At 54.7% G+C, this 22582-nt stretch carries 19 protein-coding genes; 8 read left to right on the top strand and 11 right to left on the bottom strand.

Annotated features, from left to right (window positions below; all coding sequences use genetic code 11):
- Window positions 1-60: 60 nt before the first annotated feature.
- From II896_03500 to II896_03470, 7 genes are all read left to right on the top strand, one after another.
- Window positions 61-1137, top strand: a complete 1077-nt coding sequence (locus II896_03500) for an acyltransferase (GenBank protein ID MBQ4443712.1) — start codon at window positions 61-63, stop codon at window positions 1135-1137.
- 221 nt (window positions 1138-1358) lie between these two features.
- Window positions 1359-1727, top strand: coding sequence for an XRE family transcriptional regulator (locus II896_03495; protein ID MBQ4443711.1), 369 nt, complete (start codon window positions 1359-1361; stop codon window positions 1725-1727).
- A complete protein-coding gene (locus II896_03490; GenBank protein MBQ4443710.1) occupies window positions 1717-2280 on the top strand; it encodes a hypothetical protein in 564 nt (187 codons plus the stop codon). Before II896_03495 ends, II896_03490 begins: the two co-directional genes overlap by 11 nt.
- 238 nt (window positions 2281-2518) lie before the next feature.
- Complete coding sequence (locus II896_03485; GenBank protein ID MBQ4443709.1) at window positions 2519-3151, top strand: DUF4417 domain-containing protein; 633 nt, start codon at window positions 2519-2521, stop codon at window positions 3149-3151.
- Window positions 3141-3539, top strand: coding sequence for a hypothetical protein (locus tag II896_03480; GenBank protein MBQ4443708.1), 399 nt, complete (start codon window positions 3141-3143; stop codon window positions 3537-3539). Before II896_03485 ends, II896_03480 begins: the two co-directional genes overlap by 11 nt.
- Window positions 3536-3814, top strand: coding sequence for a hypothetical protein (locus II896_03475; GenBank protein ID MBQ4443707.1), 279 nt, complete (start codon window positions 3536-3538; stop codon window positions 3812-3814). The genes II896_03480 and II896_03475 overlap by 4 nt, the downstream gene beginning before the upstream one ends.
- A 185-nt stretch (window positions 3815-3999) precedes the next feature.
- Window positions 4000-4281 carry a hypothetical protein gene (locus II896_03470; protein MBQ4443706.1) on the top strand — a complete coding sequence of 94 codons (282 nt, stop codon included), beginning with the start codon at window positions 4000-4002 and terminating at the stop codon, window positions 4279-4281.
- An 85-nt stretch (window positions 4282-4366) separates the two neighbouring features.
- Here II896_03470 and II896_03465 read toward each other — a convergent pair whose 3' ends face one another.
- From II896_03465 to II896_03420, 10 genes are all read right to left on the bottom strand, one after another.
- Window positions 4367-6871 (bottom strand): AMP-binding protein, encoded by a 2505-nt coding sequence (locus II896_03465; protein MBQ4443705.1) that lies wholly within the window; start codon window positions 6869-6871, stop codon window positions 4367-4369.
- Window positions 6871-8223 carry a hypothetical protein gene (locus II896_03460; protein MBQ4443704.1) on the bottom strand — a complete coding sequence of 451 codons (1353 nt, stop codon included), beginning with the start codon at window positions 8221-8223 and terminating at the stop codon, window positions 6871-6873. The genes II896_03465 and II896_03460 overlap by 1 nt, the downstream gene beginning before the upstream one ends.
- A gap of 20 nt (window positions 8224-8243) precedes the next feature.
- Window positions 8244-9305 (bottom strand): branched-chain amino acid aminotransferase, encoded by a 1062-nt coding sequence (locus II896_03455; GenBank protein MBQ4443703.1) that lies wholly within the window; start codon window positions 9303-9305, stop codon window positions 8244-8246.
- 30 nt (window positions 9306-9335) lie between these two features.
- Window positions 9336-9875, bottom strand: a complete 540-nt coding sequence (locus II896_03450; GenBank protein ID MBQ4443702.1) for a 2-oxoacid:acceptor oxidoreductase family protein — start codon at window positions 9873-9875, stop codon at window positions 9336-9338.
- Window positions 9875-10627: a 2-oxoglutarate oxidoreductase gene (locus tag II896_03445; GenBank protein MBQ4443701.1), complete on the bottom strand. Its 753-nt coding sequence runs from the start codon at window positions 10625-10627 to the stop codon at window positions 9875-9877. The genes II896_03450 and II896_03445 overlap by 1 nt, the downstream gene beginning before the upstream one ends.
- Window positions 10624-11685 (bottom strand): 3-methyl-2-oxobutanoate dehydrogenase subunit VorB, encoded by a 1062-nt coding sequence (locus tag II896_03440; protein MBQ4443700.1) that lies wholly within the window; start codon window positions 11683-11685, stop codon window positions 10624-10626. Before II896_03440 ends, II896_03445 begins: the two co-directional genes overlap by 4 nt.
- A gap of 3 nt (window positions 11686-11688) precedes the next feature.
- Window positions 11689-11895, bottom strand: a complete 207-nt coding sequence (locus tag II896_03435; protein MBQ4443699.1) for a 4Fe-4S binding protein — start codon at window positions 11893-11895, stop codon at window positions 11689-11691.
- 28 nt (window positions 11896-11923) lie between these two features.
- A complete protein-coding gene (locus II896_03430) occupies window positions 11924-12583 on the bottom strand; it encodes a hypothetical protein (protein ID MBQ4443698.1) in 660 nt (219 codons plus the stop codon).
- Window positions 12580-14775: an AMP-binding protein gene (locus II896_03425; GenBank protein ID MBQ4443697.1), complete on the bottom strand. Its 2196-nt coding sequence runs from the start codon at window positions 14773-14775 to the stop codon at window positions 12580-12582. Before II896_03425 ends, II896_03430 begins: the two co-directional genes overlap by 4 nt.
- A gap of 93 nt (window positions 14776-14868) precedes the next feature.
- Complete coding sequence (locus II896_03420; protein MBQ4443696.1) at window positions 14869-17142, bottom strand: AMP-binding protein; 2274 nt, start codon at window positions 17140-17142, stop codon at window positions 14869-14871.
- A 272-nt stretch (window positions 17143-17414) separates the two neighbouring features.
- Here II896_03420 and II896_03415 point away from each other — a divergent pair, with 272 nt between their 5' ends.
- Window positions 17415-18209 carry an amidohydrolase family protein gene (locus tag II896_03415; protein ID MBQ4443695.1) on the top strand — a complete coding sequence of 265 codons (795 nt, stop codon included), beginning with the start codon at window positions 17415-17417 and terminating at the stop codon, window positions 18207-18209.
- Between the two features lie 268 nt (window positions 18210-18477).
- On the opposite strand, the gene II896_03410 is transcribed toward II896_03415, so the two are convergent.
- Window positions 18478-22206, bottom strand: a complete 3729-nt coding sequence (locus II896_03410; protein MBQ4443694.1) for a hypothetical protein — start codon at window positions 22204-22206, stop codon at window positions 18478-18480.
- Window positions 22207-22582 lie beyond the last annotated feature (376 nt).

The following is a 22582-nucleotide window of genomic DNA, read 5'->3' as shown; positions in this document are numbered from 1 at the left end:
ACTTGACATTTTCCGTCGGATATACGATAATGGTCGTATTAGACCTTGGAGGCCTTTGGTATGGCTAAGACACGGAACAACTTGGTGGAATTAATGCGTTTTTTGTTCAGTTTGCTCGTGGTGGGATACCACGTCCAAATGACCTGGGCGGGCGAAGGCTTGCAATTCTTTGCGGGCGGCGCGTTGGCTGTGGAGTTTTTCTTTTTGCTGTCGGGCTACTTCCTGGCGCGTTCCATCGAGAAGATCGCCGCCAAAGACGCGTATAAACTCCTGCCCGAGACGGGTAAGTTTATGTGGGGCAAAGTCAAAAGCATATTGCCGGTACATTTTGTCGCCATCGTGGGCATAGTGGTCGTGTTGCTGTGCACGCGGCTTGCCGAGGCGGGCGGGCTCGTCGTCAAAGGTCTGCCCAGCGTATTCCTCGTACATATGGCGGTGGTGTGGGACGGCTCGTTCAATCAAGCCCTTATCGTCCCCGAATGGTACCTCTCCGCCATGTTGGTCACCATGCTCTTTATGGTGCCCACCGCCTTGGCCTTGCGCAAAAAACTCAAGGGCGTATTCGTCACCTTGATATTGGTCGGCCTACTCGTCGTCGCCTTGGTCGCCTGCGGCCTCGCCACCCATTGGGCGCTTCCGCAAAACTTCGTCTACGACCTCAGGGCCTGGGGCGAAATGTGCGTAGGTATGTTCGCCTACTACCTCGCCGCGTTCGTCGGCAAAAAGGAAACCAAACAAAGCGCGGCGAAAGTGCTGCCCGTCCTCGAGATCCTGTTGTACACCATACCCATCGTATTCGGTTTCGTTCCATTCCCCGCCGATTACGCCTACGTCACGATGATCGTCGCCGTGGTATGCACCTTCGGCGCCATCACCATCACCTTCGCGGGCAAAGGGCTCATCGTCAAGAACGCCCGCCTCAACGCGGCGTTCGGCTTCCTCGGCGGTATCTCCCTCGCCATCTACCTCTTCCACCCCGTATTCATTTCTCTCTTCGAGTACGCTTCGGTCGCGTTGCCCTTCGCGTGCTACCATCTCGTCATTTTCGCCCTTTCGCTGACGGCGGCCGTACTCTACGCCTTGTGCAAGAAAGGCCTGTCCGCCCTCTTCGCCCGCCGCAAAACGCAAGCGGCATAGCGCGTGCACGCGTATGCGTATACGCGCAGTACAAAAAATGATATCGCGCATACAAAGCTTACGCAAGGACTACCGCATTAAACTATCTCTTTGCTAAGGTACTACATTTTTTGTAAAAATAACCTTATGGGTTAATTTTTTGCAAATAATGGTTGACAATCGCTTTCATTTGCCATATAATGATAATGACCACAACACAAATATAAAGGAGGATATGACAAATGGGGTACACTACCTTTGGAAAGATTGTGAGAAAGTTGATGATAGATAATGATGAAACATTGTGTGATGTGGCTTCTTTTACGAGTGGGACAACAGCTTTTGTTTCTGCCGTTTTAACGGGGAAAAAGAACGTTCCCGATGGATGGATAGATGCAATTAGCACTCACTATCACCTTTCCGAAAAGGAACGGGAGGAATTATATGATGCGTATTGTGAACAAAAATCGAGCGTACGCATTGATATCGGGCAGATGAATATCAACGGGAAGAAACTCGCTATTATGTTTCAACGCAAACTGCCTGGCTTGACTGACGAAGAAATGGATTCGATAAGAGCAATATTAGGAGATTCGGACGATGGAGTATGAGGCGATAGTTGGATTATCTCGACAACAGATTAGAGATATTGCGGAGTGGATACGAAAGTTTTTTCGTATAAAAACGCTATGTTTCCCTGTGATGAAGGTGCTGAACCTAATTGAGCTCAAGTTCCCCGACCAAGTATATCATATTGTCGAAGAAGATTCTCTATTTGAAAAGGACTGCATGGCGTATCTAAGTGCGGAGGAAGATGATTGTTACTGTATCCACATAAGAAGGACCGTCTATGAGGGTGCGTGCAAAGGACATAGGAGTCATTTGAGTTTTATCAATCATGAGATTGCGCACTTTTTCCTTGTTCACGTGTGCGGAGTGAAGCCAAAATATAATGCAACCGGAAAACCTATTGTATATGCACGCAAAGTCGTACCTTGCTATAGGAGTACAGAATGGCAAGCGATGGCTTTGAGCGGAGAGTTGATGATACCGTACGACAAATGCAAAGATATGACATTCGATCAAATTGTTGCAAAAACAAAAAGTACGGATTCTCAAACAAAATATTTTTTAGAGAAGGTGGTGCCAAACGTAAAAGAATAGAAAATACTCAATGAAATCCTATCGAGAATAGGTTGCTGAAACAACAGCATTCAAATCGAATGCTTTACATAAAAGAAAAACTCCGACCTTTTGCTGCAACAATCGGTCAGAGTTAGTTGGTAAATGCTATAATAGCTCTCCCAATGTCTATATTAGCATATAACCTCTTTTATGTCAAGGTGTTTTGCTTTAGCCTTTCAAGAAAAGGCAAACAAAAATCTTTTTAAGGAGGTACATTATGCGTACTATCGAAGCGAGGTCGAAACAGACCTTTCTGCGCAATGAGTTCGATGCGTTCGGCAAGTGGAACATTCCGATTGTCCGTAAAAACGAACTTGATGTAAGCAAAGTCGATTTGATTTGTTATTCTGACATAAGAACAAACGATATCGACGAAAACAAAGCAAAAGGCGTCCATTTCTTTATCGACGACTATCGAATGGAAGGGATTTATTATAACTATGATAAATCACTCGGTAGGCTTAGTCAATACAAGTTCTTGCTGACGCCGGACTACAGCCTTTATGCGGAAATGCCCCGAGTGATACAGTTGTTCAACGTGTTCCGTAACCGGTGGTGCGGAGCGTATTGGCAAAGCAAAGGGCTGACTGTTGTTCCCACGGTTAGTTGGAGTGATACCGCAAGTTTCGACTTCTGCTTTGACGGCATTGAAGAAGGAGCAATTGTGGCAATCGGAATGGTAGGTTGCAAGCGTAACAAAACGGCTTTTCTTCGTGGCTATAATGCTATGATGGAAAAGATAAAGCCCGCCGCTGTTATCTGTCTTGGAGATCCGTTCCCCGAAATGCAAGGTAATATCGTGGCGATTGACTATCAAAAAACAAGGAGGGTCAATCGAAATGGGCGGTAGAGGTACTTTTGCAAGCGGAAACAATGTGGCATATAACTATGAGATGGTTGGGAAAATAGAAGGCGTTAAGGTCTTGGAAGGAATAAAAGGAAGCGGGAAACATGGTCTACCCGAATCTGCACATTCAAGTGCTGCATATATAAAATTAGACAATGGTGTTTTCAGAGAGATGCGGTTTTACGATAGCGATAAGTGTTTGTATTTGGAAATAGCTTATCATGCGGAAAAAAGCATAACGGGCACACAAGAACCCATATTACATTATCATACGTACGACAAATCGTTTAGTTTGAGTAAGACTGGAAATGGGGGAAGATCAAAAGCAAAGCCTTTGACTCCAGACATGATAGAAAAATATAAAAAGTATTTCAAAGGAGTATTGTTATGAGAGATGGAAATGCAAACGAGTTCATCGAAACACTTTATGGTGGATGTGATATTACATTTGTGTTTATGGGTGTAAAGTATATGATTCAAGGGTGGTGGGAGGACGGACAGTATGTTTTATCGCTGGATCAATTATATCCTAAAACAGATAATATTGGCATCTGGAAATACGTTGCTAATACTGCAAAAGAGTGTGTTGAAGCTTTTGAAAAGGCGTTGATTTTCAATGGTAAGTCATTTTGGAGCGTAGAGAATGAAATCCAATGGGTAGATTAAAAGTAGTTGGGTTCCCATTTTCGAGATTGGCTATCACTTTGAAGAAGGAATGTCAAAACACGGAGAACACGTTTTTCATGTTCACGATTATTCGTCGCCCGGGATAGATCACCGACTCCCTGCACGAGAAATTACCAAAAGTGAGTATGAAAAATATAAGAAATTCTTTAAAGGAGTGAAATAAAATGCACGGAAACTATTTAAATGAATTCATTGATGATTTATATCATAATCCCGAAAAAGAGATAGCCTATAATGGGAAACGATATATGATTGCCGGATTTGTCAACGAAACAGACGGACCATATACGTTAACTGTTTATACCATTGAAGAAGACTGCAAAACGCTGTTTTCATTTACGTCAAAAGATAGACGAGAATGCGTCGATGCCTTTGAAAATGCAAAAATCTTCGATGGCAAAACGATATTCGAGGCCGAGAAGGACATAGAAGTCATATATGGGTAAATAAGCAACGAAAAAGGACGTATCTTCCAACGGATAGATACGTCCTTTTTGAGTTTCGTTCGGTATGCGCCTACGCAATGCCGCCTTACTTCGTCGAAAGGGATTTGACGTAGGCTTTGGCGTCCTCGCGGAGTTGATATTTGAGTATCTTGCCTGCGGCGTTCATGGGAAACACGTCCACAAAGATGACGTAGCGGGGCACTTTGTGGCGCGCGATGTTGGCCAACATATAGGCTTTGAGGTCCTTCTCGGTGAGGGTTTCGCCCGATTTGAGAATGACGAACGCCGCCACTTCTTCGCCGTACTGCTCGTCGGGCACACCCACCACCTGCACGTCGCTGACCTTGGGATGGGTGAGAATGAACTCCTCCAACTCCTTGGGGTAGATGTTCTCGCCGCCGCGTATGATCATGTCCTTGAGCCGCCCCGTGATGCGGAAGTTGCCCTCGGGCGTGCGGCAAGCGAGGTCGCCCGTGTGGAGCCAACCATCGCGGTCGATGGTCTCGGCGGTGGCCTCGGGCATCTTGTAGTACCCTTTCATCAAATTGTACCCGCGCGCGAGGAACTCGCCCGTCACGTTATCGGGGCAATAGAACCCCGTGTCGGGGTCCACGATACGGCACTCGATATCGGGCAAGGGGCGTCCGACCGTGGCCACGCGCACGTCGATGGGATCGTCCGTACTGCTCATCGTACAGCCGGGCGAAGCCTCGGTCTGCCCGTAAACGATGGTGATCTCGCGCATATTCATCTCCTCGACCACTTGACGCATGGTGGAAATGGGACAGGGACTGCCCGCCATAATGCCCGTGCGCATATAGGAAAAGTCGGTCTTGGCGAAATCGGGGTGCTCGAGCATGGCGATGAACATGGTGGGCACGCCGTGGAAGGCCGTGATATGCTCGGCGTTGATACACGCCAACGAGGATTTGGCCGAAAAATACGGCAAGGGACACAGAGTGACGCCGTGCGTCATAGAGGCCGTCATCGCCAGCACCATGCCGAAGCAATGGAACATGGGCACCTGTATCATCATACGGTCGGCCGTGGACAAATCCATACGGTCGCCGATGGCTTTGCCGTTGTTGACGATATTGTAATGGGTGAGCATCACGCCCTTGGGGAAGCCCGTGGTGCCCGACGTATATTGCATATTGCACACGTCGTGCTTGTCCACCATGGCCGCCATGCGCAGCACCTTTTCCAAGGGCACGCGCTTGGACATCGCCCACGCCTCTTCCCACGTGAGACAACCCGCCTGACTGTACCCGACCGTGACCACGTTGCGCAAGAAAGGCAACCGCTTGGCGTGCAACGCGTCCTCGGGGGACTTGGAGGCCAACTCGGGACACAACTCGGCGATGGTGGCGCCGTAGTCGCAATCCTTGGCCCCCTTGGTCATAATGAGGGTGTGCGTATCCGATTGTTTGAGCAAATACTCGATCTCGTGTATCTTGTACGCCGTATTGACGGTGACCAGCACCGCGCCCAACTTGACCGTCGCCCAAAAAGCAATGTACCATTGGGGCACGTTGGTCGCCCACACGGCGACGTGCGAACCCGCCTTGACGCCCATGGCCACCAACGCCCGCGCGAAGGTGTCCACGTCTTGACGGAACTCGGCATAGGTGCGCGTGTACTGCAAAGTGGTGTATTTGAACGCGTATTGGTCGGGGAACTCCTCCACCATTCGGTCCAGAACCTGCGAGAAGGTGGCGTCTATCAAGGTCTCCTTCTTCCATACGAACACGCCCGTGCCCGCGTTATTGTGATATAAGGTGCGCCGTGCGCGGAACGCGGGATCGAACCCGTGCATATACTCCACGTATTGGGCCATGATGATGTCTTCGTCCGACAACTCCTCGCACCAAGTGGGATCCCATACCAAAGACAAATACCCGTCGTAGTTGACCGAACGCAGGGCGAGCATAATATCCCCGAGAGGCAGGTCGCCCTCGCCCATCAAGCGATAGTCGAAGCCCGCGTCCGACTTGACCGCGTCGTTGACGTGTACGTGGCGCACGTAGGCGCCCAAATTGCGAATGACCTCTTCGGGCGATTCGCCCTTGCCGAAATAGGCGGCGGACAGATTCCACAAAGCCGCCAAATTGTCGTCGGCGAATTCTTCCAAAAGCGAGCGTAGCACCGACGTGTCGGCGAACACGCCCGCCGTCTCGATGAGCAGCACCACCTTGGCGTGACGCGCCAAGGGCAGTACGTACCGCACGAAATCGGCCACGGCCGCCACGGCGGCCAAATCCTTGCGCTGTGTTTTGATGCGCACGTACGGGATCTTGAACGCCTCGGCCAGCACAATGCATTGGGTGACCTCGGCCGTGGCGCGTTCGTTGCCGACCGCGTCGGCCACGTCTGCCAAAGCGTCTATGCAGGGCAATTCGATCCCCTCTTCGTACAAGGTGCGACGGGTGCGCGGCGCGTTCTCCGCGTACAGATCGCCCGACTTGTCGGCGAACAGCGCGTTGGCGATATTGTGAAGCTCGATGCCCCCGAAGCCCAACGAAACGGCGCGTCGGCAAAAGCCGTCGAATTTATCGTTATGCCACCCTTTGGTGGAAAAAGACAGTTTCATCATTGCTCCTCGTACACGATTTTGTTGACGGCGGAAAGGTAGGCGCGAATGGAGGCGCCGATGATATCCGTCGAAACGCCGAAGCCCGCGAACACCTTACCCTTGGCGCGCAACTTGACCTGCGCCTGTCCCACGGCCTCTCTGCCCTCGGTGACGGCGCGGATCTGGAAATCGTCCAAATCGTAATGCGCGCCCACTATCTGCTCCAAGGCGCGGAAAGACGCGTCGATGGGGCCGTCGCCTATGGACACGCCGTGCAATACCGCGTTGTCTTTGAGGACGGTGATCTGCGCGCTCGACGTAATGATATTGCCGCTGTTGATGACGAAACTATCCAACTTGTAGACGATGGGCGACTGCGTAGCCACCGATTCGACGATGGCCGACAACTCTTTGACGCCCACCTTTTTCTTCTTGGCGACGCGCAAAAACTCCTCGTACACCGAGTCCTGCTCGTTGTCGGAAAGGTCGTAGCCGATGCCGGCGGCCACCTCCAACACGCGCTTTTTGTCGTCCGTCACTTTGAGAAGAACGTCATTGTCGTAATTGTGCGCGGTCTCCTCTTGCTTGAGAAGGTGCACATCCTTGATTTGGGCCACCGTGCGATGCAGACGCGTGGCGTCCACCGCCATATCCACACCGTAGAGTTCCCGCCCGTCTTTGAGCAATTTTACCAGCGTCTCGAGGTCCGCATAGGTGGTCGATACGCCGGCTTTTGCCCACGTAGCGCCCGCTTTGACGGCCAACGCCGCCCCCGCTACCGCGAGGCCTTTGTCGTCCGAGAGGCGCACGCCCACGGGTACCGCGACGAAATCCACGATCTCCTTGACCAACACGGCGAAGTCGTCGGGCAAAGTCTGCCCCGCTTCGTCCGAGACGGACACGAAGTCCGCGCCCCCCTTGACGGCGGCGTCGAGCGCGGCCAAAAGCACCTCTTTCTCGGCGCGCGTGGCGTCCAACGCGCAAAACTCCACCGTGTACGCGGTCTTGGCCTTGGCCACCGCTTGGGCAATCCATTCTATCATTTTGGATGCTTTCTTTTGGTGGAAATACTCCATACCCACGGTGGATACGGGCACTTCCACGCGCACGATGGCGCCCTCTACGCCGTCCAAGACCGCCATAGCCCGTTCGAGCTGCAAGTCGTCCGAGACGGCCACGGAAAGGTGGCTAAGTCGTACGAAAGAGGCCATGGTCCGTAGTAAAACCTCGTCCGACTTGGACTGCGTGAGCGCGGGCAACTCGATGGCGTCCACACCCAAAGCGTCCAGCTGCCGTGCGATTTCCAACTTCTCTTTGAAGGTATATTCCCCTTGACAAAGCGTCATATCTGCTATTTTGACCTGCTTCATACGTCTACCGCCTTATTGTTTCAGATTTGATACGTCCAACCGAATTCGTCCTCGATCTCGCCCCATTGAATGCCCGTGAGGGTGTCGTAGAGGTGTTGCGTCACCGCGCCGATACGGTTGTCGTTGATGATATATTTCTTGCCCAAATAGTTGAGTTCGCCGATGGGCGACACGACGGCCGCCGTACCGCAACCCCAGGCTTCTTCCAAGGTGCCGTCCGCCAAAGCCGCGCCCAACTCGTCCACGGACAACAGGCGCTCCTCTACGGTATAGCCCTCTTTCTTGAGCACTTCGATGCAACTCTTGCGGGTGATGCCCGGCAAAATGGAACCCGTCAATTTGGGCGTGACCACCTTGCCGCCGATCTTGAACATGACGTTCATAGCGCCCACCTCTTCGATATACTTGCGCTCCACGCCGTCCAGCCACAGCACTTGGGAATAGCCCTCGGCCTCGGCCTTCTTACCCGCGCGGGTAGAAGCCGCGTAGTTGCCGCCGCATTTGGCATAGCCCGTGCCGCCGCGTACCGCGCGAACGTCCTCGGACTCGATCATGATGCGCACGGGGTTGATGCCCTCTTTGTAGTAACTGCCCACGGGCGAAGCGATGATGATGAACTGCGCCTCTTTGATGGTGTGTACGCCCAAGGTCTTGTCGTCGCCGAAGAGGAAGGGGCGCAGATAGAGGGACGTGCCCTTCTTGTAAGGCGTCCAATCCTGCTCTACGCGGACGAACTCGGTGAGAATTTCGAGCGCCACGTCCTCGGGGATCTGCGGCAAGCACAAACGCTCGGCCGAATTGTTGAGACGGCGAATATTCTCGATGGGACGGAACAATTGCACCTTGCCGTCCGCGCGACGGTAGGCTTTGAGTCCCTCGAATATCTCCGCACCGTAGTGCAATACGGTGGAGGCGGGATGCAGGCTGATGTTCTCGAAGGGTACGATGCGAGCGTTGTGCCAACCCTCTTGGGGATTGTACTCCATGCGGAACATATGGTCGGAAAAGATTTGGCCGAAGCCCAAGGTATCGGGATCGGGTTTGGCTTTGGGACAAGTGGTTTTGACGAATTGGATATCCATAATACTACCTCTTTTATCGTTGCGTGCGGGTTACTCTCGGTAATCCGCGCCTAATTGCATAGCCTTTCGGTTGACTTCGAGCATATCCGCGTGCTTGGCCGATATGACCTTGTTGAGCGCCGCCGCGACGGACGCTTCATCGAAGTCCTCCAACACTTTGAGAATCTTGCCGATCAGCACCATGTTGGCCAAGGTGGGGAAGCCGTTGTCCGAGGCCAAGCGGGTGGCGGGTACGGCGTACACCGTGACGTCCGTCCTTGTCACTTTGCGCTCGATAAGGGAACTGTCCATAAAAATGATACCGCCCGACTTGACCGCCTTCTCGAACCTATCCAACGAGGGCAGGTTCATCGCCACCAGCACGTCGGGCTCGCTGACGATGGGAGAACCCACGGGGGTGTCCGACACGATGACCGAACAGCTGGCCGTGCCGCCGCGCATCTCGGGGCCGTAGGAGGGCAACCAACTGACTTGCTTGTTGTCCACCATGCCTTTGTACGCCACGAATTTGCCTGCGAACAGGATGCCCTGCCCGCCGAAGCCCGAAAACAAAAACTCTACGGTACTCATTATTTGTTACCTCCTTCGGCACTTCTGTCCTTGTAGACGCCCAAGGGATAGACGGGAATCATCTTCTCCTCGATCCATTTGAGCGCGTTTTGGGGCGTCATGCCCCAGTTGGTCGGGCAGGAAGACAGCACCTCGACCAACGAGAAGCCCTTGCCGTCCAACTGATTTTGAAACGCCTTTTTGATGGCCTTTTTGGCGGCCCGAATGTGGGGCACGGAATTGACGGTCACGCGCTCCAAATACTCGGCGCCGTCCAATTCCCTGAGCATCTCGCACACCTTGATGGGATAGCCGCACAACTTGGGATCGCGGCCGTAGGGAGAGGTCTGCGTGACCTGTCCCGCGAGCGAAGTGGGCGCCATTTGACCGCCCGTCATACCGTAGATGGCGTTGTTGATGAAGATGACCGTGATATTCTCGTTGCGCGCCGCGGCGTGCACGGTCTCGGCCATACCGATAGAGGCAAGGTCGCCGTCGCCCTGATAGGTGAACACCACTTTGCTGGGGTCGGCGCGTTTGACGCCCGTAGCCACGGCGGGCGCTCTGCCGTGCGCGGCCTCGATCATATCGCAATTAAAATAGTCATACGCCATGACGGAGCAACCGACGGGCGCGATACCGATGGTCTTGCCCTCGATGCCCAACTCGTCCATCACCTCGGCCACCAAACGGTGCACGATGCCGTGCGTACAGCCCGGACAATAGTGAAGGGGTACGTCGATGAGTGCGTGGGGTTTGTCGAAAACGATCATAGTCTACCTCCTTTGTCGGCGGCCAAAATGGCCTCCAACACCTGCTTGGGCGTGGGGATCATACCGCCCACGCGATTGCACAGCGTGACGGGCACTTTGCACTCGCTGGCCAAGCGCACGTCCTCTATCATTTGCCCCATGGAAAGTTCCACGGAAATGAATTGCTTGACTTTCTTTGCCGCCGCCAGATAGGGCGCCTTGGGGAAGGGCCACAAGGTGATGGGACGGATAAGTCCCGCCTTGACGCCCATCTTGCGCGCCTCGTCCACCGCGTTTTTGCTGACTCTCGCGGCGATGCCGAAGGCCGTCACGGCGACGTCGGCGTCCTCCATGCGGTACTCCTCGTAGCGCGTTTCGTTCTCCTCCACCACCTTGTACCGTTCGTAGCGGGCGATATTGAGCTGCTCCAACTCCTCGGGAACGAGGGACAGACTGTTGATGATATTGTGCTTGCGCGCGAGGTTGGTACCCGTGGTCGCCCAAGGCTTGGCGGGCTGAGGCGCCACTTCGAGGTCGAGGCTCACGGGCTCCATCATCTGCCCCATCGTGCCGTCGGCCAACACCATGGCGGTCATGCGATACTTGTCCGCCAACTCAAAGCCTTTGACGGTGAGTTCGGCCATTTCCTGCACCGAATAGGGGGCCAACACGATCATGTGATAGTCGCCGTGGCCGCCGCCTCTCGTAGACTGGAAGTAGTCGCTTTGGCTGGGCTGAATGCCGCCCAAACCGGGGCCGCCGCGTTGCACGTTGACCACGAATGCGGGCAGATCCGCGCCCGCAAGGTAGGACAAGCCCTCGCCCTTGAGGGACACGCCGGGGCTCGACGAAGACGTCATAACCCGCTTGCCCGCGCTCGCGACGCCGTAGACCATATTGATGGCCGCGACTTCGCTCTCGGCCTGCAAAAATACGCCGCCTATCTTGGGCATACGCTTGGCCATATAGGCCGCGATCTCGGTTTGCGGCGTGATGGGATAGCCGAAATAGTGGCGGCAACCCGCGATGATGGCCGCCTCGGCGATGGCTTCGTTTCCTTTCATCAATACTTTATCCATACGCTACCTCTCCACTTTGATGATGCAATCGGGGCACATCAGCGCGCAAGACGCACAACCCACGCACGCGTCGGGGTTGGCGGCTTCCACGGGGTGATGACCGCGCTTGTTGATTTTGTCGGTTGCCAAGCGCAACACCTGCTTGGGGCATACGTCCACGCAAAGACCGCACCCTTTGCAGTTGTCGCTTTTGAAGGTCAATTTTGCCATAATTACTCTCCTTATATCCCTTGCCCCGTCAATACGTCTTTTGCAAAGACAAGGCAAAAATATTCTCTATTTTGTCCGTGAGCCCGTGGGCGAGGTCGGCACGCACCGAGGTCATGACGAGGGGCAACCCCGCCGCCTCAGCCACCGCCCGCGCGTAGGGCATACTCGCCAGCACGTCTTCCGCGGTGGTTTCGCGCCCCAAATTGCTGTTGTTGACCACGCCCGTAAAGGGCATGCCGCCCGCCAACTCTATCTCGGCTTTGACCGTAAGACAGTCCTCGACGGTGCGCGTGAGGGGGCGGTACCTGTTGACGACCAACCACATTTCGTAGTCGTTTTCGGCAAGAAGCGCGGGGGCCAAACGCCCCAACACCAACGCGCCGCGGTCGTCGCCGCCTATATCCAGCACGGACACCAAGCCTCGGTCATCCGTGATGGCGTACATATCCTGCGGCAAGGCGGGAATGTCGAGGTTGCCGCCCGCGTAGGGCGAACAGATGAGGCGTATATCCCGCTCGGCAAGGTCGGCCTTGCTGTCCAACGCGCGGAAGTAGGGATTGACGATGTCGAGGTCGGCTACGGCCACCCGAGCATGCTTCTCGCGCAATCGGTACGCCCAATTGAGGGCGATATTCGTTTTGCCGCTGCCGTAGTGGCCGCAAAACAGGGTGACTCTGCGCTCGATCATAGTTTGTGGCGAATGATCTTGCCGCTCGTCGTTTTGGGCAACTCGTCGCGGAAGACCACGACGCGGGGATACTTGTAGGGCGCGGTATGCGTCTTGACGTACTGCTGTATCTCCTTTTTGAGTTCCTCGGTGCCTTCGGTGCCCTTGGTGAGCACGATGCTCGCCTTGACCACCTGCCCTCTGACTTCGTCGGGCACGGCCGACACGCCGCACTCCAACACGTACGGAAGTTCCATGATGATGCTCTCGATCTCGAAAGGCCCGATGCGGTAGCCCGAAGACTTGATAACGTCGTCCGCTCTGCCCACGTACCAATAGAAGCCGTCCTCGTCGCGCCAGGCCAGATCGCCCGTGTGATAGAAGCCACCGCGCCAAGCCTCGGCCGTATTCTCGGGATCGCGATAGTAGCACACGGCCAAGCCGCAGGGTGAACCGTTGCGCAGGTCTACGCATATCTCGCCCACTTCGCCGTCGGCCACGTCCTTGCCGTCGCCGTCCAAAAGGTGCACGTCATAGATGGGCGCGGGCTTACCCATAGACCCTATCTTGTGGGGTGCGCCCACCATATTGCCTATCATCATCGTGCCCTCGGACTGGCCGAATCCCTCGTGGATCTGCAAGCCCGTCAGGCGTTCGAATTGACGATAGACCTCGGGATTCAGCGCCTCGCCCGCCGTGGACATATGGCGCACCGAGGAGAAATCGTACTTGCCGATGTCCTCTTTGATCATCATGCGCAGCATCGTGGGGGGCGCGCAGAAGGTGGTGATATGGTATTGGGCGAACATGGGTAATATATCCGCCGCGTTGAAACGGTCGAAGTCGTACACGAAGGTCGCGGCCTCCGCGAGCCATTGTCCGTACAACTTGCCCCACATGGCCTTGGCCCAACCCGTGTCCGAAATGGTGAGGTGCAAGCCGTCGGGATCCACGTTGTGCCAATACTTGGCGGTGTGGAAATGCCCCAAGGGGTACTTGTGGTTGTGCGCGGCGATCTTGGGATAGCCCGAAGTGCCCGACGTGAAGTACATCAGCATCAAATCGTCGCCCTTGGGACTGTCGGGCGTGCGGTCGAAGTGGGTGCTGTACATATTGAATTCCTCGTCGAAACTGCGCCAGCCCTCGCGCTTGCCGTTGACGATCAACTTGTGCTTGAGTTCGGGACAGGTGGCCGCCGCCAAGTCCGCTTGGTGCGCCGTGTCCCCGTCCGCCGTGCAGATGATGGCCGACACGCCCGCCGCTTGAAAGCGGTACTCGAAATCGTGCGATTGCAGTTGGCAGGTGGCGGGAATGGCGATGGCGCCCAACTTGTTGAGCCCCAGCATGGCGAACCAGAATTGGTAGTGCCGCTTGAGCACGAGCATCACGCGGTCGCCCTTCTTGATGCCCAACGCCTTGAAATAGTTGGCGCAACGGGCCGAATTGCGTTTCATATCGCGGAAAGTGAAGCGCGTCTCCTCGTGATCGCGGGAGACGTACATCATGGCCGTCTTGTCGGGCTCACGCTCGGCCAAAGCGTCCACCAAATCGTAGGCGAAGTTGAATTCGTCGGTGTTTTTGAACGTAATCTTGGTGGGCGTGCCGTTCTCGTCCTCTTCTACGTCGATAAACTTTTGGTAGATACGCGGCTTGTCGTCCTTGGTGGGCGCCGTGCCGTCCGCGATGGCGGCTACGGGCGTCAACTCGGGAATGGGCTCGCCCGTGGGATTGAGGACGATGGCGTAGAACACGCAGTCTTTGCCGCCCACGGCGATCATGCCGTGCGGGGTGGCGCTGTTGTAGTAGATGCTGTCGCCTGCGCCCAATATCTCCTGGTGCTTGCCTACCTGCACTTTGAGGTAGCCTTCCACCACGATATCGCACTCCTGCCCCGCGTGCGAGGTGAGTTCGATGGGCTTATCCTGCGCCGCCTCGTCGTACGCACTACGCACGTAGAGCGGCTCGGCGATGCGGTTTTGGAAGGCGTAGGCCATATTGTAGTAGGTCATGCCGTGCGCGTTGGCGATGACCTGCCCCGAGCCCTTGCGGGTGACGGTGTACGATTGCAGTTGGGGGCTGTAGCCCTCGATGATATCGGTGGCGTTGACGCCAAAGGCGAGGGCGCAACGATAGATAAAGGTGAAGTTGAGGTCGCTCAACCCCCCTTCGCACGCCTTGTACTCGTCTACGGTGGTGCCCGTCTTCTGCGCCATATACTCTACGGTCAGTCCCTCGACTTCGCGTAGGTCTTTGATACGCCCGGCTATTTGCTTGATTTTCTCGTCCAGATTGATCACGATGTCTCCTTATAACAAGTTGCGTTGGATTTTGCCGCTGATGGTCTTGGGCAATTCGTCGCGGAAGACGACGATACGCGGATACTTGTACGGTGCGGTTTTGGATTTTACGTAGTTTTGTATTTCTTTTTTGAGTTCCTCGGTCGGCTCGGTGCCTTTGGTGAGGACGATGCTCGCCTTGACCACCTGACCGCGTACCTCGTCGGGCGCGGCGGATACGCCGCATTCCAACACGTAGGGCAACTCCATGATGACGCTTTCGATCTCGAAAGGCCCTATGCGATAGCCCGAGGACTTGATGACGTCGTCTACTCTGCCTACGTACCAATAGTAGCCGTCCTCGTCGCGCCAAGCCGTGTCGCCCGTGTGGTAAAAGCCGTCGTGGTAGACCTCTTTGGTCTTCTCCTCGTCGTGATAGTAGCCCACGAACAGACCGCACGGGGGCTTGTCGCCCACCTTGATGGCGATCTCGCCGATCTCACCGCTGTGGGTGATCTCGGCGCCGTCCGCGTCCAACAAAACGATATCGTAGGCGGGGGTGGGCTTGCCCATCGAGCCTATCTTATGCCCCTTGCCCAAGAGGTTGGCGATGGTGAGGGTGGTCTCAGTCTGCCCGAATCCCTCGTGAATCTGCAACCCCGTGAGGTTTTGGAATTGACGATAGACCTCGGGATTCAACGCTTCGCCCGCCGTGGTCATGTGCCAAATGGAAGACAGGTCGTATTGGGCGATATCCTCTTTGATCATCATGCGCAGCATCGTGGGGGGCGCGCAAAAACTGGTGATATGGTATTTGGCGAACATGGGCAGTATGACCGAGGCGTCGAAGCGGTCGAAGTCGTACGCGAACACCGCGCCCTCCGCGAGCCATTGCCCGTACAGTTTGCCCCACAGGGCTTTGCCCCAACCCGTGTCCGAGATAGTGAAATGCAAGCCGTTGTCCAGAGCGCCATGCCAATATTTGGCCGTGACGTAGTGCCCCAACGGATAGGTGAAAGTGTGCTGTGCGATCTTGGGATAGCCCGTCGTGCCCGACGTGAAAAACATGAGCATCACGTCCGAGCCGCACGCCGAATCCTCGGTGCGGGCGAAATTGGAATCGAACAAGGGATATTCGTCGTTGAAATCGCGCCAGCCGTCGCGCTTGCCGCCCACCAAAATCTTGTTTTGCAACGTGGGACAACTCGGCTCCACCAACTCCACTTGGTGCGCCACGTCGCCGTCCGCGGTGCACACGATGGTGCTGACCTCGGCGCGGTTGAAGCGATACTCGAAATCGTGCGCCAACAGTTGGTTGGTGGCGGGAATGGCCACCGCGCCCAACTTGTGCAGGGCCAAAATGGTCAGCCAGAATTGATAGTGGCGTTTGAGGACGAGCATGACCTTGTCCCCTTTCTTGACGCCTACCGACTTGAGATAGTTGGCCACGCGGTTGGAACCGACGCGCATATCCTCGAAGGTGAAGCGGCGCTCGACGCCGTCCTTCGCTATATGCAGAAGCGCCAACTTGTCGGGCGTGCGGCGGGCGATGACGTCCACCACGTCAAAGGCGAAATTGAACCGCTCCTCACCCGAGAAGGTCACCTTCTCGGGGTAGCCGTGCTCGTCTTCGACCACCCGTACGAAGTCGGAGGCCACCAACTTGCGGGTGGTCTTGGACTGCGCGGGGAGAAACGTGTCGCGTATCTCGGCCTCGGTGGACACTTCGCCGGGCAAGACGACCGCCAAGAACAAACACTCGGTGCCGCCCACCGCGATCATGCCGTGGGGGGTGGAACTGTTGTAGTAAATGCTGTCGCCCTCTTTGAGATACTCCACGTTGTCGCCTACTTGTATCTTCATACAGCCTTTGAGGACGTAGTCGAACTCCTGCCCTTGGTGGGTGGTGAGGTGAATGGGCTTGTCCTGCTGCTCGGCCACGTATTCGTAGCGCACCCAATACGGCTCGGCGATCTTGTTGCGCAACATGGGGGCGAGGTTTTGAATGTCGATGCCGTATTCCTTGGCGGTGACCTGTCCTTCGCCCGCGTGGGTGACGGTATAACTCGACAACGTGGCGCTACGGCCTTCCAAAAGGTCGGTAATGCCTATGCCGAAAATATGGGCGCATTTGTAGAGAAAGGTAAAGGGGAAATCCAGTTCCCCCAACTCATATAGATGATATTCCGCTTGACCGACTTCGGTCTTCTCGGCCATTTCGGCCTCGGTGTACCCGAAGATCAATCGCATCTCACGAATTCTCAGGGCTATTTCCGCCCGCTTTTCTCGTTCCGTATCTGCCATACGTTCCTCCAAAAAAACTACGTGCGCACGCCTGTCGCACCGCCCCGCGCGGGCGTTCACGAATTTGTGCATATATCAATATTATCATAATGAAAAAAGTCAAGTCAAAGAATTATGGCGCTTGCGGGCACATTTTTCCATCAATTTCGCATATTTTTTGCGTTGGAAAACACTTTTTCGATTATTTTTGCCTAAGGGCGTCAAACGTTTTGCGCTCGAAGAAAAATGTGCTAAGATTATTGCGTGCCGCTAAAAAAGCGCAAAGGAGCGTTATGTACACCATTTTCGATTGCCACGCCCATATCTATCCGCAGAAGATCGCCGTCAAGGCCGCCTCGGCCATCGGTGACTTTTACCACGTGCCCATGTTCGGGGACGGCACGCCCGAGACCTTGCTCCAAGAGGGCAAGGCGGCGGGTATCAGCCGCTTTTTGGTGCATTCGGTGGCCACCGTGCCTCACCAGGTGGCGTCTATCAACCGCTTCATCGAAGAGGAAGCCCAAAAGCACCCCGAATTTATCCCCTTTATGACCTTGCACCAAGACCTCACCGAGGACGAAATAGACCGTGCCGTCAGCGAGGCCATCGCCAAAGGTTTCAAGGGTATCAAGTTGCATCCCGACTTCCAAAAGTTTGCGATAAACGGCGAGGCGGCGCAGAAAATGTACCGAGTAGTGGGGGGACGTCTACCCTTTTTACTGCATACGGGCGACAAACGATACGACTATTCGCACCCCCAATATCTCGCCGAAATGGCGCGGGAATATCCCACCGTCCGCTTCGTCGGCGCGCATTTCGGCGCCTGGAGTTGCTGGGATTGGGGCTACGACTGCTACCGCGGCCTTAGCAACGTATGGTACGACACGTCGTCCTCGCTCTTTTGGTTCAAACCCGAAGACGCCGCAAAGCGTATCCACGACCTGGGCGCAGACCGCTACTTCTTCGGCACCGACTACCCTATGTGGAGCGCCGCGGAGGAGATAGAACGATTCCTGCGCCTACCTCTCACCGAAGAGGAACGCGAGATGATTTTTGCCAAAAACCTGCAAGATTTTTTGGGCTTGTAATTATTTGAGTTGCCTCAAATAACAGTGAAGTTTCGCATACGGCGAAGTGAAGTTTGCGTTCGCAAGTGAAGTTCAAGGCATAGCCTTGAGTGAAGTTCGCCTACGGCAAGTTGCGGTTTTTGATTTTAGCATTCCTTCCATATCCCACCGATAAGGTCTTTCGACTTGTCGTCTTGACGACTACGTTCAAGATGGCGCAATGCGACAATTTCTCCGACAAAAAAAGGGATTGCACGAGGCAATCCCTTTTTTTGTCGTCGTTTGACGATTATTTGAGAGTTTCCAAATCCAACATCGCAAAGACGGCGGTAAACTCACCGAAGGGAGAGTTGCTAAGTATAATGATAGTATTATCTTCTATAGTGCATTCCTGCACGAAAGGTTCATCATATACCTGTTCCTCCCCGTTGCAACTATAACCGGTAATAGAGAACGTGACGCCGTCCGCAGTAAATTCGTAGGTGCCTTTGCTGATTTGCTCCATCTCACCCAGATAGATGGGATCCGTGCCCATAAAGGTCTTATCGGATATACACTCGAACGTGCCGTCTTGATACAAAGTGATGCGTTGGGCACACACGTACTCGGCAAGCAACTCATAATTGTCGTTATCCTTCTCCGCGATATCCACGCCCACATAGACCAAAGCGTCATCTTGCTCAACAGACATGATCTTGTTCATCAAACCCGCAAAAATGCCGAAAGCCGTCATTTTGATATTCTCGAAGGGTTGCGCATTGGCGATCTCATCCTCGGTAAGGACCACGTGCTCCACTTCCTCGGCGGAGACCAACCTCACGCCGAAGCTCGTCGAAACGTACTCTACCAAATCTTCGTCATCGGCGCCGTTGCCGAGCGAGAACGTGACGCGCAAGCCCTCGTTGGTATCGACGATGAACGTGAAGTACAGATCGGAGAGAACGTCCTCGAGTTCGACGCCGACCACGTTGCGGAAGATGGCCTTAACGTCGGGCGCGTATTCGTTGTCGCTCATCTCTGCGAGATAGCCGAGCAGCAAATTCTCGTCGATGTCCACGAAACCGTCCTCGGAGGGGATGCCCACGAAGAGGTTGAGGATAGCCACGAGGTCAACGTCTTCGGCGTTGTTCAACGCAACGGTAAACGCACGAACGCCATCCGGGATCTCCTCGGAGGAGAACACTTGCTCGAACAATTCGCCGTTCTCTTCCAAAATGCCCTTGACGTTTTCGATGCTACCCATGATCATGGAGAGCATATCGTCAGCGGAAGTATCCACGAAGCGCAGATAAGGCAACACCTTCATTAGCGTAGCCAAGATACCGCCGTCCTCGTCTTCCTTTTCGTCCTCATCGCCGTTGTAGACGGGTACGGGCTCATCGTTGTCGTAATCAACGGTCACGACCTGTTTCAAATCCCCGTAGTAGACTAAGAAGTCCGTCGCACCCACTTCGAAACCTTCAATGGTATAATCATCGACGTCCTCTCTGCTGCCGTCGTCATAGACGATGGTCACGGTGATCATCTCGCGCACGTCTTCCTCCGTAGCGCCCTTTTCGAGCGTAATGCCGGCAAAGCATTCGAGGTCCACGGGAATCAGGTTTTCGGGATCGTACACGTGCAATGTGACCTCACAAGTAAAGTCGCCGCTTTGCACGGTGAAATCGTAATCACCGCCCATGACAAAGGCGAAATCGGCGGCAACCTCTTCGCCGTCCATAATTACGACGTACTCGCTGCACGCTTCGGTCCATTCGGACGTGCCGTCGGAATAGATATAATAGACGTACAAGCTCTCTTTGACGTCGTCAATCGTCGCGCCTTTGGCCGCATTGTCGGCATAGCCGTCAATGCCCGTGCGTTTCATCAATTCGGGATTGTAGACGATGAAGCTGAGGCCGATTGCCGACTCCTCGCTGAGCACGAGCTTCACGTTGGTCTCGCCCGCTTCGCTGGCATCATATTCCTCGATGACGTAGTCTTCGATGATGGTCTCATTGCCGTATTCGTCAATGGAGAACACCTCGATAAGCTTGCGGAACTCCGCCTCGGTGGTGCCGATGGCAACGATCAACTCATCGCCGCTGACGATGCGCACGTCGTAATCAACAAATTCTTTGTCGTAGTCGCCTTGGTCATCGCCTTCGATGGTCTTATCAATGGGATAGGGATAGGGGTCTTCTTCATAATTGCCGCCGAAACCGTTGGCGATGGCGTCGAACAATAGGTCGAGAATGGTGGCGGGCTCGCCGTCCAACTCGAACGCTTGGTAGAACGCCACGTATTGAGGTTCCTCTACCTCTTCGACCGCCAACAACTCGACAAGGCCGCTGACGTCAAGGTAGACATAACCGTTATTCAATACGAAACGCACAAGAGAGACTTCGCCGTTGTATTTGATCTCCGCGGTGAGGATATCTTTGTCCTCTGCGGCAAACATATCCGACGTATGCAGATACGCGTCCAACATGACGCTGAAGTCGTTCTCGGGCAACGCGAACGTCCACGTGAACTCCACGTCCTTGGCCTCGGCGTTGTCCGCCTCGGGCAATTCGGTCGCGTGATCCGCGACGGTCAACTCTGCGGCCAAACCGATGGAAGCGCCCGTCTTGGCGTTAGAGAGATAGGCCGTGACTTCCACGCCGTCCGCCTTGATCTCGAGCGTAACGTGTACTTTGATGTCACCCGCCGTGATGGCGCCGTCCAACCGGGCGTCCAACAAGTCGATGATGGCCATATAATCGAAGCCGCCTTCTTCCTCTTCGTCGGAAGACGCGAACGATTTGAGCAAACTCAGCAAGGTCTTGGAAGTGGCCTCGCAAGTATAGATGCCGTCCGCTTTGTTGAGCGTGACGTCATACGCGCTCATGCTTGCCATCATAAAAGGATTGGCAAGGACGCCGTCCAGCTTGTTCAGCAATTCGGAGATGGCGAGGAAACCTTCAAACAGGCCGTCGCCCAACTCCTCGTCGAAAGCGAAGTCCACGCCGCCCTCGATGCCTTCGCCGACTTCGATCTCATCGTCGCCCGCTTCGAGTACCAACTCTTCTTCGCCGCCTTGCAACATGGCCGCGATACGCGCCACGAGCATAGAAACGTCGACCTTGGCGTCGCCGATAATCAATTCGCCGTCCTTGTACATGACCAGCACTTTGGTGCTATCGCCTTCGCTGCACAAAGCGAATTGAACGCCTTCCTCTTCCAGCACGTTGCAGATGGCCTTGAGGGTGATGGCCTTAGGCTCGGCTTCGGCATTGGCAAGCGCGCGACCGGACAATTTAAGGACGAAAGACTTGTCGCCTTCCGCCGCGATCAGGTCGTAGATGGGCTTGAGGTCCGCACGGATCTCGGGCTCCTCTTCCGCCACATAAGGCAGTTGAATGGTCTTCTCCACGCCTTCGGCTTCGACGACCACTTCGAGATACAGGCCGTCCTCGCTGACCGCCGTGCTCTTCACCGTGAATTGCACTTGGCGCGTGGTGCCGTCGGCAGCCACGACTTCTACGCTGAGAGCGCTCGCAATGTCGGCGATGCTGTCTTTGTTGCCGGCGTTGACCACGAAGTTCTGGTCGAACGCGACGTTCAGGTTGACTTCGGTCTCGCCGCCTTGTTCGCCGGAGTTGCCGCCTTGCTCTCCACCTTGTTCACCGGAGTTGCCGCCTTGCTCTCCACCTTGTTCACCGGAGTTGCCGCCCTGCTCTCCGCCTTGTTCGCCGGAGTTGCCGCCTTGCTCTCCGCCTTGCTCGCCGGAGTTGCCGCCTTGCTCTCCGCCTTGCTCGCCGGAGTTGGTGTTTTCACCGTTGTTTTGTTTGTTGGCGTCATCACCCGTTTGGGCGGTTTCACCGTTATTGCCGGCTTGGTTGCCATTGTCCACGGTACCGTTGCCGTTGTCGGGGATCTTGCTGGGATCGAGCTGACCGTTGTTACAGGCAGACAGGACCAGCGCGCAGATCAACACCACGGCGATGATCGCGACAAACCAGGTCGCTCTGAAGATTTTGTTTTTCTTCGAAGACATATTTTATTCCTCCTTTATGTTTTTATACTATAAACCTATTAAATAGGCTATTTCCATATTACCATATTCGTCGGGCGTTTGTCAAGGCCTTGCCAAAAGTTGGCTTTTTGCCCGACTATCCTTGCGCTTTTTGTATGATTATTCATATACCGCCATATATAGTACCTTTCTTTTCGCAAAACCACTATATTTTGTGTATGGCGGCGGCGTAAAAAATACCCTCGCCCCCATCGGGCCGAGGATATACCATTGTAAACCTCGTGCGATACCCTCGAAATCGTGCGCTCGTCGCCTGCGGAAAGGGTGCGGCTACCTCGCTCGTCGTTTTGCCGTTCTCGGCCTCGCTCCGCCGTTCGTCCGTGCTTTCGATGGCACG

The organism is Clostridia bacterium, from assembly GCA_017394805.1.
Lineage (GTDB): Bacteria > Bacillota > Clostridia > Christensenellales > CAG-1252 > RUG14300.
The sequence above is the reverse complement of the archived record's forward strand: the minus strand, read 5'-3'. Positions and strand labels throughout refer to the sequence as shown.